Genomic DNA, 16,055 nt, shown 5'->3' on the forward strand with positions numbered 1-16,055 from the left:
CCGATGGCGCGCCTGTTGCGCCTGTTGCGTTTATTGCCTCTATTGCACCTGCCACCAGCGCGGCAACAGCCGGCGCACTTCCGGCCGCCGGTAGCGGTCGTCGATCAGATGCACCACGCCCTGATCCTGCTCGGTCCGGATGACCCGTCCCGCGGCTTGCACGACCTTCTGCAACCCCGGATACAGATACATGTAGTCGTAGCCGTTGCCGAACTTTGCGTCCATCGTGCGGCGCATCTGCTCGTTGACGTCGTTCATTTGCGGCAGACCGAGCGTCGCGATGAAGGCGCCGATCAACTGCTGCCCGACCAGATCGACGCCCTCGGAAAACGCGCCGCCTAACACTGCAAAGCCGACACCCTGGCCCATGGTGCGAAAGCGCGCGAGGAACGCATCGCGTGCTGCCTCGTCCATACCCGGTTCCTGTGCCCATACCGGCAGTTCTGGGTGACGCTCGCGCATCAACCCCACCACCTGCTGCAGATACTCGAAGCTGCTCAGAAACCCGAGATAGTTGCCCGGCTGCGCGGCGTACTGCTTCGCGATCAGCTCGACGATGGGCACGAGCGAACGCTCGCGGTCGCGCCAGCGCGTCGATACATTGCCCGCCACGCGCACCTGCAACTGCTCGGCGCGAAATGGCCCTTCGACCTCGAGCCAGTTGGTCTGCTCAGGCAGACCCAGCGTGTCGCGATAGAAATGATGCGGATTGAGCGTGCCGGAAAACATCACCGTGGTGCGCGCGGCAGCGTAGCGCCCGGCGAGAAACGGTGCGGGGATCACGTTGCGCACGCACAGCGTGGCGTTGGTCTTGTCGCGCGGCGCGTAGCGATCCGTGCTGAGCGTGATGTCGAAAATCGAATGCTCGCCAAACTGCTCCGCCAGCGCGACGAAATGCATGGCGTCGAAGAAGAACCGCAATGACGCCTCGTCGATAGAAAGCGGCGCTTCGGCCAACTGGTCCGTCACTGCGCCGATCATGTTTTGGGCCGCCGCAAGCAGCTTGCCGGGTACCTCGGCGTAGACCTGATAGGTGGCGGTCTGCGCGCGTTTGACGGCGTTCCATTCGCGCTGAAGCCGTTCAAGCGGCCTCTTCAGGGTTGCCGGTGCGGTTTTGCGGGCGAGCCGGAACGCCGCCTGGTCGAGCGACGCGCTGTACATGCGGCGCGCCCGCTCGAGCAGGTTGTGCGCCTCGTCCACCAGCACGCCGACGCGCCACTGATTGATCTGCGTGAGCGCGTACAGCATCGCACTGCTGTCGTAGTAGTAGTTGTAATCGCCGACCACCACGTCGGACCAGCGTGCCAGTTCCTGCGCCAGATAGTACGGGCAGACCTCGTGCGCGAGCGCCGCTTCGCGCACCGACATGCGGTCGAGCTTCGGCCCGGCCAACGCCGCGCTGCGGGCTGCATCGAGCCGGTCGTAGAAGCCGCGCGCGAGCGGACAGGACTCGCCATTGCAGGCTTTGTCGGGATGCTCACAGGCTTTGTCGCGCGCGACCAGTTCCAGCGTTCTGAGCGGCAACCGCGTTGCGGACGGCGCGGCGCCCCGATGCAGCGTTTCGATCGCATCGAGGGCAAGCGCGCGGCCCGGCGTCTTCGCGGTGAGGAAGAACACGCGGTCGATCTGGTCCGACGCGCAGGCCTTGAGCAGCGGAAAAATCGTCGCCAGGGTCTTGCCGATGCCGGTCGGCGCTTGCGCCATCAACGGCGTGCCGTCTCGCGCGGCACGATACACCGACACAGCAAGCTCGCGCTGCCCGCTACGGAACGTGCCGTGCGGAAACTGCAAGGCGCTGAGCGCAGCGTTGCGCGCCGCGCGATGGGCCTCCTCCTGCACGGCCCAATCGAGAAAGCACTCGCATTGCTCGACGAAGAAAATCTCCAACTCACGTGCACTGTGTGTTTCGGCCAGCGACGTTTCCTTCTGGGTGCCAATATCGAAGTACACGAGCGCGACCGTCAATTCGGCGAGCCCGCGGGCACGGCATAGCAGATGGCCGTACACCAGCGCCTGCGCCCAATGCAGGGTGCGGTGATTGGCGGGCATCCGTTCGAGCGCGCCGCGATAGGTCTTGACCTCTTCCAGCCGGTTCGACACCGGATCGTAGCCGTCGGCGCGGCCACGCACCGTCAGGCCACGATGCGTGCCGCTTAGCGTGATCTCGGTTTCATAGCCGCCCGCGCGCCGCCCGGCCACCGTCACGTGGCCCGCCATGCCCTCCAGCGAGGTGGGAGCGGGCGTGAAGCGCAGATCCAGGTCGCCGCGCCTTGCGGTAAATTCGCACATCGCCCGTACGGCGACCACGTAGGTCATATGGCGCCCTCGTTCGCGGCACCGGTGGTGACGTTTTCGGCCGCCGCTTTCGGAGCTGCATTCCTAGCCGCTGTCGTGACCGCTGTCGCCGCCTCCCACACCGTCGCTGTCCCGGCCACAGCGGCATCATCATCGTCCCAGCGCACATCGAGTACGCGTACCGGCATGCCGTGCTGCGCGCAGTACGCGAGCCAGCGGATCTGGTTGTCCTGCAAGCGGTCGCCGGGGCCCTTCACTTCGATCAGCTCATAACGGCGCTCGGCCGGCCAGAAACGGATCAGGTCCGGCAGGCCTGAGCGGTTGCCGCGGATATCGCGCAGCAAACGCTCGAACCACAGCTTCAGATGCGCGGCCGGCAGACAATCGAGCGCCAACGTCACCAGTTCGTGCGTCAGCAAGCCCCAGAATACAAACGGCGATTGCAGACCCGCCTTGCTTTGCAGATGCCGCAGAATCGTTTCGCGATAGGCACTGCCGTCGAGTTGCGCAAGACAGGTGGCGAACAGGTCCGCGCGGCGCGCATGAAAATCCGGCGCGTGCAGATCGGCCGGTCCGCGCTGGAACGGATGGAAGAATGCCCCGGGCACAGCCGCAAATACCGGCTCCCAGCACAGCAAACCGAACAACGAGTTGATCAGCGCGTTTTCGACGTAATGAACCGGCGCCGACTCGCAAGTCAAATGATCCCGGGCAACGTATTCGACCGGTTGTGGCGCCTCCGGCCTCGGCAACACCAGTGTGCCGCGCTCGACCGGCCGTGCGGCAGGCACGCGCGCCACCCGCTCGCCGCGCTTGCGCCGCAACCGCGGCAGCATGCGCGCGACACGCTGCATTTCCTCTTCGCTTTCAGGCGCGGCAGCGGCTTGCGAAGCGAGCGCGAAGGCTTCGTCGAATCGTTCGCTGCGTTCGAGCACCCGCAAGCGCCGATGGCGCGCGCCTGGCCAGGCACAGCGCTCGTAGACGGCCAGTGCGGCGGCCCAGTTCCATTGACGCTCACAATGCTGGCCTATACGAAACAACAGTTTCGCGCGCCGCGTTTCGAGCCAGGGATTCGAAATTTCGATTGCGGCAATCGCGGCGACGAGTTCGTCGATCGCGGCGGCTTCAGCGTCTCCCGTGGGCAGCCATTCGAGTGCTTCGCGGCAGGCCTGCAGCGCAAGATAGACGTCCACGTCCGCACGTTGCTGGAATGCGCGCGACGACGGCGCGAACGCAACCTTCTCGTACTGGAACACGCCGAGATCGGCAAGCACGAACTCCGACCAGTCCTGCTGGAGATTGCCGAAGAACATCAGGCGCAGACGCTCGCAGAGCGGCGCGACGGCGACATGGAAAATACGGTCAGTGGTTTCGCTATGCCATGTGGACAACGGATGCGCGGTAACGCTTTGTTCGTCGCCTTCGTCTCCGCGGTCGGCGAACAACGGCCGCAGTGCTTCGAGCAGATCGGGTTTGCGCAAGCCCTTCGCGCCTGGAATCAACGCGATGGCGTCCGCAAAGATCAGCAGCAACTCGGGACGGGTGGTGAGCGCAAAGAGATCGTCGAGCGTCAGGCGCGGTTCAGTGTCGACCCAGCCGAGCGCCGCGAGGGGAGCAACGGCTTCGAAGGGACAACCGATCTCGTCATAAGAAAGGCGGCTGGCGCGGAACAGTTCGCCCTTGCGCATCAGCATGCGCACCAGCAACGCACGCGAAGGCTGCGGCAAAGCGGCGAAATCGCGCAGAAAACCGTGTTCGTGCGCGTCCAGCAGATCGTCGTAACGCTCGGCGAGCCACGCGAGCGCGCGCTCGAAGTTCAACAGGTAGTAAGGGGCATCAGCGCGGAGGTCTGACGGAGCATCTATTGCCACGGGGGTTTGACGGAACCTGTATGTTTATACAGTGATGATAGCAAAAACCGTGGAAGAACCAGCTAACCTACGCCTTATTGAAAGTGGTGCGACGTGTAGCGGTTCTCAAAGCGTTGCCAGAAGCTTCGACGCCGTGGACTTGAACACTGCGAAGGCCTCTCCGAACGTCGGCCTCATCGCTCCATAGACAAGCGGCAGCAGCACCTGCTCATACTCACGTTTCGTCTGCGCTTCTGTTTCCGCAGTCGCGAGAGCCGCGGTCATGGATTGCTTTGGATCGTCGACAAACGCGGCGTGATGGTGAAACTCTCCGCGATCGTATTCGACACAGTCTTTAAAGTGGGCAGCCGCTCGATCGACGAACGCCGCGTTCGAGCCCACGATGCAATAGGTGTCGTAAATGTGGCGCACCAATGCCTGATCCCACTTTTCCCGCACGCCGGCTCTGTGTTCCGCGTGACGGCGCAAAAACGACAGGACTTTTTCCGCGAGTGTTTCTTCGATAGCCACACACGGCATACGGATCGGCGCCCTTTCGCGGCCCGCCAAACGGTCGATCAGATAGCCGATAGGTTTTTGCACAACGGCAAAGCTCGGCGTACGCACTGTAAATTCGAGGCTTAAATGAGGTCGTAAGCTGGTGTGAGCGGTATAGCGCGTGTTGTAACGCCAACCGGACGCGAAGTAACGGTTCGCGTTAAGAGCCCGTTTTTCTTCTTCGACGAAGTGGAAGCCCAGTGCCTTCATCGCGTCGATTACGGCGTTTTTTAGCTTGCCGAGATGAGTCTTCACGCCGCTTTGCGTGAACCCGTGATCGGCATTCAACACCACTTTCAGATCGACGTCTTCGGACATCCGTTCGATCAGACCATGCGCCTTGGACAGGCTCGTACCACCGCAAAAAACGAACTGAATGTGCCGATGCTGAAGTTTCGCCAACGCATGCAAGGCGTCAGTGACGTGGATATCTTTCTCGAGAACGAAGGCAGAGAGGTTTCCGGCCAGCCCTTCCGCGGTAATCGAATCAATAAGCTCTTTCTGTTCTTCTGAGATTATTTTCATATTGAACAGTTTTATTGCCGAAACCTAATTTCCGCACGATGCGGCGATTGCCGGTGTTGATTACCGTGCCGGCCGGCAATTGAGTCGTTTCACCCGCGTTGTACAACTCGACTTGCCTGCTCGGGTAGACCTCGACACCCATCCTCGTCAAGGCTTGCTCGGCTAGAACCTCAACCGGCTGAACCGGGATCGGTACGCCTGACAGGACACTACGCTTGGCTTTTGCATACACGCCAACGCCGAGTTTAACGATGACCCCACTGTCGAGCAGTTTGCGAAGCGCCCGGCCAAGCTGGGCCTCGCTACCAAGACGGGCAAGCTCGGTCCGCAGGAACACATCGGACTCCCGCCTGGCAATTGCTATCTTCAGCCGGTCTTCGAGGACCATGACAAACTCCGCTCATAGAGTTGACCTAAATCAACATGCAACCCAATGATTATAATAACAAAAATCGAACAAATACCGATCATCGAGTTAGTATAACACGTGCCCGGATGAGATCGGGCGTCGTCCCCTGGAGCCAGGCCTGCACCAGATCCCTTACGACCCCGCCACCCACACCACCGTCAACGACCTCACCCCCTGCGCGCCGCGAATCAGCACGCCTTCAATATCCGCCGTGGCCGAAGGGCCTGTAACCAACGCGGCAAAGCGCGCGTCGCGAAAGTCATCGCGTCGGTACACGTCCTGCAAACCGTCGAGCAACTGCGCCGGATCGAGCAGCACCACCAGATGCTGCACGATGTACCCCAGCGCATTGACGCCATACTCGCGCTCGCTGAACCACACCGAACCCGTTTCAGCGACACCGAAGCGCGCCCGCACCACGCCCACCTCGACGTCCTGCAATGAAGCCGGCTCGGTTTCCGCCGTGATCTCCCGCGTGCCGGGCACTTCGAAAGTCGCCGAGGCCACCGACACCGCGTCGCCGAACCGCTCACGGATCAGCGCCGGCACGTCGGCCGCCGCCGACACGTCCACGCACGTGCCGCCCATCGCCTGCAATGCGGCCGTGAAGCGCGCCCGCAAATCCCCGCCCTGCGAAGCGAACAACGGCACTTCAGGCCGCGGACGCGCCGCCGGTTGTGCCTCGCGCACCTTCGCCAGAAAAGCTTCACGCGTTGCCATCGCCACCTCCGCGATTCTTCTTGTACCAGGCGTGGAAGGTCAGCTTCGGCGCCTCCGGCAACTCACGCTGCCGGCCCCAGATATTGAGCGGGTTGTACAGCACGAAATTCGGCAGCCGCCGCAGCGCGCCGCCCATCGACGACACCGTCGCCCGATATAGCGTCGGACTCGCGAGCAGACGCCCCGCCATTTTCAACACTTCCTGCTTCACGAACGGCACCTCGTGACGCTCGGCGATCACCGTGCGCCATTTGTAGATCTGCTCGTGAATATTGATCTTCACCGGACACACATTCGTGCAACTGCCGTTGAGCGTCGACGCGAACGGCAACGCGCTATAGCGCTTCAGATCGAAAGTCGGATTGATGATCGCGCCAATCGGCCCTGAATACGTGCCGCCATACGACAAACCGCCGCTGCGCCGGTACACGGGGCAGGTATTCATACACGCGCCGCAACGAATGCATTTGAGCGAGTACCAGAAATCCTCCATCGCAAGCCGCTCCGAACGGCCATGATCGACGAGGATGAAATGCATCTCGGTGCCCGGACGCGGCGCGCGAAAATGCGAGGTGTATTGCGTAATCGGCGAACCGAGCGCACTGCGCGACAGCATTCGGATGAAGACGCCGAGATCCGACACCTTGGGAATCAGCTTTTCTATACCGATCGACGCGATATGCAAAGGCGGCACATTCGCCGACAGGTCGGCATTGCCTTCGTTAGTACACACAACCACCGTGCCCGTCTCCGCCACCGCGAAATTGCAGCCCGTCATGCCGGCGGTTTTGCCGGCGACGAAATACGGCCGCGTGTTCATCCGCTGGCTTTCGGCGAGGTAATGAATATCGCTGTTGTTCGGATCGGTGCCGATGGTGCGGCCGAACAGTTCGGCCACGTCGGCGCGTAATTTATGGACCGCGGGCACCACCATGTGGCTCGGGTCCTGGTGATCGAGTTGCTGGATGCGCTCGCCGAGATCGGTTTCCATCACCGTGATGCCGCGCGGCTCGAGATACTCGCGCATCTTGCATTCGTCGGTGAGCATCGACTTGCTTTTGACGAGCGTGGTCATGCCGCGCTCGGACATCAGCTTGTGAACCAGCGCGTTGTGTTCTTCCGCTGTCGCGGCCCAATGCACCACAACGCCGTTGGCTTCAGCCGCGGCGGCGAACTGCTCGAGGTAGTCCGACAGATGCGACAGCGTGTGTTCCTTGATACCCGACGCCAGGTCGCGCAGCGTCTCCCATTCCGCAATGCCGTGCGCCTGCGCATCGCGCTTCTCGCGCAAATCCCATAGACGCTTGTCGTGAAACGCGACGTGCTCCGTCTTCCTGATGAAAGCGCCCGCGGCTTTCGCGTGATCGACCCGGCTCATGCGCGTGCTCCGTTAAGGACCTGCGCGATATGAATGAAGCGCGCGTCGGCTTTCATGCGTTCCGCGCAACCTTGCTGGTGCATCAGGCACGACATGTCGCCCGATACGATGTACTCGGCGCCCGCATTGAGATGATCGCGGACTTTGTCCTGTCCCATGCGGACCGACACCGGCTCCTCGGTCACCGAGAAGGTGCCGCCGAAACCACAGCATTCGTCGGGCCGCGACGGTTTGACGAACTCGATGCCCTTAACGCCTTCGAGCAAGGTGCGTGGCTTCGAAAACGGCGTCGCGGAGATCTCCGAAACCGATGCTTCCTTCAGATGCCGCAACGCGCTACAACTGTTATGCAGCCCGACGCGATGCGGAAACTCGGCCCATGGAAACTCGCGCGCGCCGACCACGTCGTGCAGAAATTCGACGAGCTCATAGGCGTTGGCACGAACCTTCGCGACTTCATCGGTCTGCGCGATCGCGGTCAAATGCTCGCGCACGTGATGGATGCAACTCGCGGACGGCCCGACGATGTAGTCGTAGCCGGCGAAGTTGTGCGCGAACACGCGCTCGGCGCCGGCGGCCTCGGCTTGCGCGCCGCTGTTGGCCATCGGCTGGCCGCAGCAGGTTTGCTCCTGCGGATAGTCGACCTCGATGCCGAAGCGTTCGAGCAATTCGAGCGTGGCGATGCCCACCTCGGGGTAGAACGCATCGATAAAACACGGGATAAACAGGGCGACTTTCATAAGCTCATTGAAAAGAAAGGCGGCGGCCGGCGATTCATCCACTCTAGTGCTGGAATCGTCGCGGCGCAGCTGTTTTCCGCCGACGCCATGCGTCTGGCCAGTCAGCGCGGTCGCTCGTCGTGAGCATGCATTGTGAGCACTCAGTCAGACTGGTCATGTTGGTCTGACCATGAATTATATAAGGAGCGCACCGCACGATGTCAACCGGAAATCAGAGCAGGAGCGAGTTGAGTGGGTCGACAGGAGGCGCGCAGGCGCGCAATGCGCCGCTCGCGCAGCGAGCGCGCATGGACTTCGAAAGCTCAGATAAACCGGAACATCAGACGCCCGGCAGAATCAGGAAATCACGCTCGGCGCAGGTTTCGTCGCGTCGTCTTTGTACATTTCACGCACAAAGGTCAAATGCCGCTCGGCGGCCTTGCGCGCCTTTTGCGCGTCACGCGCGATGACCGCGTCATAGATGGCCTGATGCTGACTCATCAACTGTTTTTCCATCGCCTCGTCATAATCGATCAGGCGATGGTACTGACGCATGCCTTCGCGAATCAGCGTATGGATGCCGTGCATCACATGGGCAAGCGCGATGTTATGCGTAGAGTCGGCAATCGCGAGGTGAAACGCGGCGTCCAGTTCCGCCAGGTTCACGCGATCTTGCGACTGCGAGCCAGCCTTCAACGCTTCGAATGCTTCGGTAATTTTCTGCAGATCGGCCGCCGTGGCACGTTGCGCCGCATACACTGTTGAAATCGATTCGAGACCCTGGCGCAGTTCGAGAATATCGGCACTGGTACGCGGATTCTGCAGCAGCAGTTCGGCAAGCGGCTTGGAAATGATCGGCGCGGTGACGTCGACAACCGTAAAACCGCCCCGCCCCGACGTTTCAATATAGCCGTCCGCTTCCAGCCTGATCAACGCCTCCCGCAACGACGGCCGCGACACGCCGAGTTGCGTGGCCAGATCCCGTTCGGCCGGCAACCGGTCGCCCGGCATCAGTGCGCCGTCCGAGATCAGTTGCTTGATCTGGTCGGACACCACGTCGGAAAGTCGTTTGCGCGTGAAGGACTGGATCGGGAGAAATGGCATGGGCGGCGCGGGTGAAGAAGTGGACGAATTATACCGTTCGCCGACCTTGCGCCACTGACGAAGCTAGCTCGCACCCGCCGCATAGAAGCTCGCCAGATCCCGCTTGAGGGTATGCAACGCGGCATCGTCGAGATAGATCATGTGGCCGGTCGGGTAGTAGGCGATACGCACGTTGGCATGCAGTTGCGCATCGACGCCCAGATGCGCAAGCGCGTACTCGGTTGCATAGAACGGCGTGGCAAGGTCGAAATACCCGTTCGCCGACATCACGCGCAGATGCGGGTTCTGCCGCATCGCTTCGGCGAGATCGCCTGCGGCGTACGGCTCGTTCAGGTGTTCCCCCCACCACTCGCGATGCTTCCAGTCCCATTGCGTCAACGCCTCGTTATTGAAGACGCGATAGCGGTCCGCGGGCGTGAAGTGCAGATCCTGCGCCAGATGCTGATGAAGCGCGGCATCGAAAGCGCTCGACGCCCCGGCCACCGACGCATCGAAATCGGGCCGCTCCGACACCCCGTCGTACTCGAGCCCTTCGAAACGCGCATCGAAACGGCCGACGCTGCGCGATCGATCGCGCAGCAACTGATCGCGAAAGCGCGACGGATAGAGGCGCAGGCGGCTTCGCTTCACATAATCGACGTCGAGTCCGGTGAACTGCGCGACGCGCGCGGCAATCTCGTCGCGCTGCGCGTCGGGTAATGCGTCGCCCTGCGCAAGCGCTTGCGCATAAGGCCCTCGGGCGAACGCGCGGGCTTCGTCGAGAAAAGCCGGCAGGTTGGCCGGCTTCGGCACGATCTTGTCGTGATACCAGGCAACGGCCGCGAAGCTCGGCAAATAGCTTTCGCTCTGGAAATCGGAGCCCGGTGAAAACGCCGCGGAATCGAGCACCGAGGACATCAGGATCACGCCATTGAGCGAGATATTGTTTTGTCCCAGCTCATACGCGAGCATCGCGGCGCGCGCGGTTCCGTACGATTCGCCGAGCAGATATTTCGGCGAATTCCAACGCTGGTTGACCGTCAGGTAGCGATCGATGAACTGCGAAAACGCGGCGAGGTCTTTATCGACACCCCAGAAGTCCTTCCCCGTGCCGTGCCCAACGATTCTCGACAAGCCGGCCCCCACGGCGTCGATAAACACCAGGTCGGTGGTGTCGAGCAGACTATCGGGGTTGTCATCCAGCACATACGGCGCGGGCGGCGTGTTCGCGGGACTCGCCGTGCGCACCCGCTTCGGACCGAACGATCCGATCATCAGAAACACAGTGCCCGCACCCGGTCCGCCGTTGAAGAGGAAGGTGACGGGACGCGTCGCGGGATTTTTCGTAGCCACGGTATAGGCGATATAGAACACGCTCGCATTGGCCTGGCCGCTATTGTCACGCAGCAGCAGGTTGCCAGCGGTCGCGGTGTAATCGATCTTGCGGCCGCCGAGCCGGATCGAATGCTGCGTCGCCGTGGCGTTCTCCGGCGGCACCGGAATCGCCGGAGTTTCCGGCTTGGCGTTATGCGGCGCGTTGTCTTCCGATTCGTTCTGACTGGCGGCGGCAACCCGTAGCGGACGGCCAGGGCGTGCAGGATTGGCGCCAGGCGCCCTGACTGGCTGACCGTTCGCATCGACGGCCTGACCGGCTGTTCCCGCCTGGGTACCCGGTTTGCCGGGCGCGCTCGCCGGACTGGCCGGCAACGCGGCGGTTCCCGAGCCGGCGGTGGCAGCGGAAGGTTCGTCCAGTTCGGCTGCCACGCACATCTGGCTGAACGCGGCGATAACGGCGAAGACAAGCGCCATCGCAATCAGCGCGGCCGCCACGGATCCGGCCATCAATGACCGGCGCAACGCGAGATAAAAGCGAATGGCCATGCAGTTTCCGTCCGCAAGTCGATAGGCGCCGATATTCCGGCCGTCCAGACTAAGACGAACTCGGCGAACGATTCTTGACGCAAGCATGAACGACGTCAATCGAAAACGGGCTCTAACGGGCTTTAACGGACTCTAACCGGCTCAAAAAAGCCCGTCCCCTGCACCGCGTTGCTTCTTCGAGGAGAAACGAAAGCAATTCGAAACAGTTAAGAAAGCCGACCAATTATCCTGCCCCCGCCAGCGGTCCACCTGTGTCCGAGCTTTCATCAGCGTTCTTTGCGCCCGTTTCCCCCTACGCCCGGTTGTGTGCCGGCAATCCCCCGACAAATGCGGCAATCCGCTCGCATGCATCGATCAGGCTCGCTTCGTCGACTACGAAACCCAGCCGCACGAAACCGTTCGCCGTTTCGCCAAACGCACTGGCGTCGAGCAACGATACGCCTTGAGCCCGAAACAGTTGCCAGGTGAAATCGACCGTGTGGAGACCGGTGCCGCTGACATCGACCATCATGAACATGCCGGCTTCCGGCAACAGGCAACGCAAACCCGGCACGTGGCGCAACCGTTCGAACACGACGTCGCGACGACGCCGGTATAGCTCGCGCATCCCGGCTACGATCGGCGCCTTGTTCTGCAGAGCCGTCAGCGCGGCCTGCTGGATGAAACCCGGCAAGCCATAGAGCATCGCCAGCGCGAGCCGCCCCATATGCTCGGTCAGGAGAGCCGGCCCAATTGCCCAACCCACGCGCCAGCCTGCCATGGCATGCGATTTCGACAGGCTGCCGAGCGTCACTGTGCGCTCCGCCATGCCCGGCATCGCGGCGATACTGACGTGCTCGCGCTCGAACGTGAGATCGGCATAGACCTCGTCGGACAGCACCCACAGATCATGCCGGCAGGCAAGCTGCGCGATGCGTTCGAGGTCGGCACGCGGCATCACCACGCCGGTCGGATTGCAGGGTGTGGCAAAGAAGATGGCCTTGGTGCGCGGCGTGAGCGCCGCCTCGAGCGCGTCGCAGTCGAGGTGAAACGCCCGCGCGGAGTCGACCGGCACCGGCACGAGCGTGGCGCCCGCGGCGCGCACGCAGGCCTCGTACGTAAGATACATCGGCTCGGGGACGATCACTTCGTCGCCTGCTTCCAGCAGACACAGCGAGGTGGCAAACACGCCGTTCTGCGCCCCCGCCGTCAGAATCACGTTGGCCGCGCTCACGGCGCAACCGGTGGTGCGCACATGTTCTTCGGCAATCGCCGCACGCAGCGGCTCACGCCCCGAGACGGCGCTGTAATGCGTATCGCCGCCGCGCAACGCCTCGATTGCACGTTCGACGATCGGCGCGGGTGTCGCGAAGTCAGGGTCGCCCACGCTCAGCACGATCACGTCTTCACCGTTGGCGAGCGCCTGCTGGGCAACACGGTGGATTTCCCACGCCGACGTGCGCCTGCCTTGCAAACGCTCGACCAGATTCGAGTACTTCATTGACTCATCCCGTTTCGACTTGACCCGCCAATGTAATGGGGCACGCGCGAAACGTCCAGATACGAAAAAGAGTCACGCGAGCGGTCAATCTCGCGCGACTCTACGGTGAATCCCGGCTTTAACGGCAGTGAAGAACGTTCAGACCTGGCGGCGCAGTTCGGCCGGCGGCACTTTCATCAGATGGCGGTACTTGGCCACCGTACGCCGCGCCACCAGCACGCCCTGATCGGCGAGCATCTTCGCGAGCGTTACGTCCGACAGCGGGTCCTGCGTGTTTTCCGCGGCGATCATTTCCTTGAGCAGCGCACGCACGGCCGCGGCCGAGCAGGTGCCGCCGCTTTCCGTGCCGAGTTCACGCGGGAAGAAGTGCTTGAACTCGAAGATGCCACGCGGCGTAGCCATATATTTGTTGCCGGTCGCGCGCGAGATCGTGGACTCATGCAGACCGAGCTCTTCGGCCACGTCGCGCAGCACCATCGGCTTGAGCGCGATTTCACCGTACTGGAAGAAGGCCTTCTGATGCGCGACGATGCACTCGGCCACGCGCTGAATCGTATCGAAGCGCTGCTGCGCATTGCGGATCAGCCAGCGCGCTTCCTGCAATTGCTGCGCGAGCGGCGAACGGCTCGCACCGGCCGACTGCGCGAACAACTCCGCATACATGCGATGGATGCGAGCACGCGGCTGCACGGCCGGATTGATCGACACCACCCACTTGTTGCGCACCTGGCGCACGATAACGTCCGGCACCACGTAGTTGTCGTCGGTACGGCCGTAGCTGTTGCCCGGCTTCGGATCAAGCTTGCGCACCAGCGCGCAGGCCACGCGCAATTCCGTAGCGCTACAGCCGATCTGCTTTTGCAGTTCAGCCTGTTCGCGACGCGCGAGACGTTCGAGATGATGCTCGACGATTTGCTTCGCCACATCGCGTCCCGGTGTATCCGCGGGTAGCGCGTCGATTTGCAGCGACAGGCACTCGGACAGCGAGCGGGCGCCGAGGCCGGGACGGTCGAGCGATTGCACGAGGCGCAGCGCGACCAGCAATTCTTCTTCCGTCAATTCAGGCGTAAGGTCGACACTTTCCGCAAGCTCGCTCAACTCCTGACGCAGATAACCATCGTCATCGAGTGCCTCGATGATGAAGCGGGCCACCGCGCGGTCGCGGTCGTCGAGTCGGTACAGGCGCAACGAGTCGTGCAGTTGCTCACGCAAGGTCGGTTGGGCGCGCGCCCATTCCGCGGGATCGCTGTTTTCCGAGTCGCCGTTCTGGCGCGACGAACCACGGCTGCTGTAGTCACCCGTGTAGTCGCCCGAAAACTCGCCCGAAAAATCACCGGGCATATCGTCTGGCCCCGCGCTTTCCATGGTGTCGCTGCCGCTGCTTTCAGCCAGCGGTGATTCGGACTCGGCCGCGGCGACCTGGTCCGTGGCGGGCGTAGCGCCAGAGTCTTCGCCTGGCGTTGTAGTGGCGAGCGCGACGTCTTCCGTGTCGGTCGAGTCGTATTCGAGAAACGGATTGGTATCGAGCGCGGTGCGCAACTCCTGCTGAAACTCCAGAGACGACAACTGCAACAGACGCACCGATTGCTGCAGACGAGGCGTGAGTGCGAGAGACTGCCTTGTGCGTAGTTCAATTGACGGCATTGTAGTGAGGTCCGGTTATTAGCTGAAAAATCGTACGTGACCTCTATAGAGCAACTGTCATACCAGCTTTCCCAACACGCTGTTTTTTCTAAGTTTTGCGTTTTCAGGCCCGCCGATTGCGCAGGCGCCGAGCCCCATTTTTACAAGTACCCGGCAATTTCCGGTCCTATGGCCGGTGCGGCGCCGGCAGGCGGACCGCACCGGCGTGTCCTCCTATTCTTCAGCCTAAATGCATGGGCGGTAACGGCTTTTTCCGGCAGCGCGCCATGCTGCGGCGGGCCAGGCACATACCTTGCGGATGAACTCGGTGTGGACGGGCGCAGCTCGTCGCCAGCAGACGATCGCAGGCAATGACTGCATCTTTGAACGCATCCTTCATCAATACCCAATGGAGAAACCATGAAGACTATCCAACTTCTGAAAACCGCCGGCAGCATCGCTTGTGTTGCATTCGCACTGAACGCTACGGCGCAGACCAGTGCATCGGCCCCGTCGGCAGCATCCGAAACCATCGGCCAGCACGTGGACGACGGCACCATCACCACCAAGGCCAAGGCTGAACTGCTCAGCGCGAAGAACGTCAAGTCGACCCACATTCACGTGAAGACCCGCAAGGGCGTGGTATGGCTCACGGGTTCCGTGCCGACTGCCGACGACAAGGCTGCGGCAGGCGAAGTCGTGAAAGGCGTCGATGGCGTCTCGAGCGTGAAGAACCATTTGAAGGTCGTCGCGGAATAAGCGCGGACGATTCTCCCGCTGGAATGCAAACGGCCCGACAATTTGTCGGGCCGTTTGTGATTAACCACGTCTACGCTTGAACGAAACCGTGTGCATTGCTCGCTTCACTCAGGCATGCTTCTCACTGAATTCGTTGAGCGGTTCAGGCGTTTTGCGTGGATCGAAATCGGCCCAACGCCCTTGCTGCCAGCGCCCGCTCGCGCGCTCGATCGCCGCGCCCCCTGCTTCGCGCAAGACGCGAGCCGCGTCGAACTGATTGTCGGGCGACACATGAACGGCGACCAGCACGCCGGAGTCGCGCGACTCCTCGTGAAACGCCACGTGATGGCCGGTATGACCGCGTTCACGCGTGCGCAACATGGCGCCGATCAGCGAGCCCACGTAAGCACCGACGCCCGCTGCAATCAGCGACACGAGCAGCGGCGCCGAGAAAGTCGCAAATATACCGACGCCGACTACCGCCCCCGCCACCGCTCCAATGGTGACGCCGATACCCGCGCCTTTCGGCGCTTCCTTCGCGGCCGGGTCGGTGCCAGTATCGCCGCCAATCGGGTAGCGTGCGTGCTGGCCGCGCGGATTGACAAAAAACAGCGTGACGTCTTCTTCGACGAACCCCGCGTTGAAGAGTTTTTGCGCCGCATCTTCAGCGGCGGGAAAAGTGGTGAAGCGTGCTGCGACGATGAGTGACATAAGGCCTCCTTGCATCGTTAAGTCGCGTTTCGCGGACCTTGCCGCCGCGCGGCCTTTTGCGCTGCACAAATGCGCGCAGACGGCA

Annotated in this window: 14 protein-coding genes; 2 read left to right on the forward strand and 12 right to left on the reverse strand. The window is 62.1% G+C overall.

Going from position 1 to position 16,055, the window contains the following annotated elements; genetic code table 11:
* Positions 1–39 precede the first annotated feature (39 nt).
* The 3 genes from HWX91_RS08115 to HWX91_RS08125 form a co-directional block, all read right to left on the reverse strand.
* Complete coding sequence (locus HWX91_RS08115) at positions 40–2,316, reverse strand: ATP-dependent DNA helicase (protein ID WP_028194633.1); 2,277 nt, start codon at positions 2,314–2,316, stop codon at positions 40–42.
* Positions 2,313–4,166: a VRR-NUC domain-containing protein gene (locus HWX91_RS08120; protein ID WP_042273984.1), complete on the reverse strand. Its 1,854-nt coding sequence runs from the start codon at positions 4,164–4,166 to the stop codon at positions 2,313–2,315. Before HWX91_RS08120 ends, HWX91_RS08115 begins: the two co-directional genes overlap by 4 nt.
* A gap of 105 nt (positions 4,167–4,271) precedes the next feature.
* Positions 4,272–5,081 (reverse strand): nucleotidyl transferase AbiEii/AbiGii toxin family protein, encoded by an 810-nt coding sequence (locus HWX91_RS08125; RefSeq protein ID WP_244144043.1) that lies wholly within the window; start codon positions 5,079–5,081, stop codon positions 4,272–4,274.
* Between HWX91_RS08125 and HWX91_RS40625 the strand changes: the two genes are divergently transcribed.
* On the forward strand, positions 4,977–5,216 hold the full coding sequence (locus tag HWX91_RS40625) for a hypothetical protein (RefSeq protein ID WP_244144048.1): 240 nt from the start codon (positions 4,977–4,979) through the stop codon (positions 5,214–5,216). The genes HWX91_RS08125 and HWX91_RS40625 overlap by 105 nt on opposite strands.
* Here the strand turns inward: HWX91_RS40625 and HWX91_RS08130 are convergent.
* The 8 genes from HWX91_RS08130 to HWX91_RS08165 all read right to left on the reverse strand — a co-directional run bounded on the left by HWX91_RS08130 (position 5,191) and on the right by HWX91_RS08165 (position 14,542).
* Positions 5,191–5,616 (reverse strand): type IV toxin-antitoxin system AbiEi family antitoxin domain-containing protein, encoded by a 426-nt coding sequence (locus HWX91_RS08130; protein WP_028194635.1) that lies wholly within the window; start codon positions 5,614–5,616, stop codon positions 5,191–5,193. The two genes, HWX91_RS40625 and HWX91_RS08130, sit on opposite strands and share 26 nt — an antisense overlap.
* Positions 5,617–5,769: 153 nt before the next feature.
* Positions 5,770–6,357 (reverse strand): LutC/YkgG family protein, encoded by a 588-nt coding sequence (locus HWX91_RS08135; RefSeq protein ID WP_028194636.1) that lies wholly within the window; start codon positions 6,355–6,357, stop codon positions 5,770–5,772.
* Complete coding sequence (locus HWX91_RS08140) at positions 6,344–7,735, reverse strand: lactate utilization protein B (RefSeq protein ID WP_028194637.1); 1,392 nt, start codon at positions 7,733–7,735, stop codon at positions 6,344–6,346. The genes HWX91_RS08135 and HWX91_RS08140 overlap by 14 nt, the downstream gene beginning before the upstream one ends.
* Positions 7,732–8,475, reverse strand: a complete 744-nt coding sequence (locus HWX91_RS08145) for a (Fe-S)-binding protein (RefSeq protein ID WP_028194638.1) — start codon at positions 8,473–8,475, stop codon at positions 7,732–7,734. The genes HWX91_RS08140 and HWX91_RS08145 overlap by 4 nt, the downstream gene beginning before the upstream one ends.
* Before the next feature lie 336 nt (positions 8,476–8,811).
* Positions 8,812–9,558 carry a FadR/GntR family transcriptional regulator gene (locus HWX91_RS08150; protein ID WP_028194639.1) on the reverse strand — a complete coding sequence of 249 codons (747 nt, stop codon included), beginning with the start codon at positions 9,556–9,558 and terminating at the stop codon, positions 8,812–8,814.
* A gap of 63 nt (positions 9,559–9,621) precedes the next feature.
* Positions 9,622–11,418, reverse strand: a complete 1,797-nt coding sequence (locus tag HWX91_RS08155; protein WP_028194640.1) for a S10 family peptidase — start codon at positions 11,416–11,418, stop codon at positions 9,622–9,624.
* Positions 11,419–11,710: 292 nt separating this feature from the next.
* The gene (locus tag HWX91_RS08160) at positions 11,711–12,898 is read right to left on the reverse strand and encodes a pyridoxal phosphate-dependent aminotransferase (protein WP_028194641.1); all 1,188 of its coding nucleotides are present in this window, start codon (positions 12,896–12,898) and stop codon (positions 11,711–11,713) included.
* A 138-nt stretch (positions 12,899–13,036) separates the two neighbouring features.
* A complete protein-coding gene (locus HWX91_RS08165; RefSeq protein WP_028194642.1) occupies positions 13,037–14,542 on the reverse strand; it encodes an RNA polymerase factor sigma-54 in 1,506 nt (501 codons plus the stop codon).
* A gap of 399 nt (positions 14,543–14,941) precedes the next feature.
* On the opposite strand from HWX91_RS08165, the gene HWX91_RS08170 reads away from it, so the two are divergent.
* Positions 14,942–15,280, forward strand: a complete 339-nt coding sequence (locus tag HWX91_RS08170; protein WP_028194643.1) for a BON domain-containing protein — start codon at positions 14,942–14,944, stop codon at positions 15,278–15,280.
* 108 nt (positions 15,281–15,388) lie between these two features.
* On the opposite strand, the gene HWX91_RS08175 is transcribed toward HWX91_RS08170, so the two are convergent.
* Positions 15,389–15,970 (reverse strand): membrane protein, encoded by a 582-nt coding sequence (locus tag HWX91_RS08175; protein ID WP_028194644.1) that lies wholly within the window; start codon positions 15,968–15,970, stop codon positions 15,389–15,391.
* Positions 15,971–16,055 lie beyond the last annotated feature (85 nt).

It is taken from the genome of Paraburkholderia fungorum (assembly GCF_902833645.1).
In the GTDB taxonomy this organism is placed as follows: Bacteria; Pseudomonadota; Gammaproteobacteria; order Burkholderiales; family Burkholderiaceae; genus Paraburkholderia; species Paraburkholderia fungorum.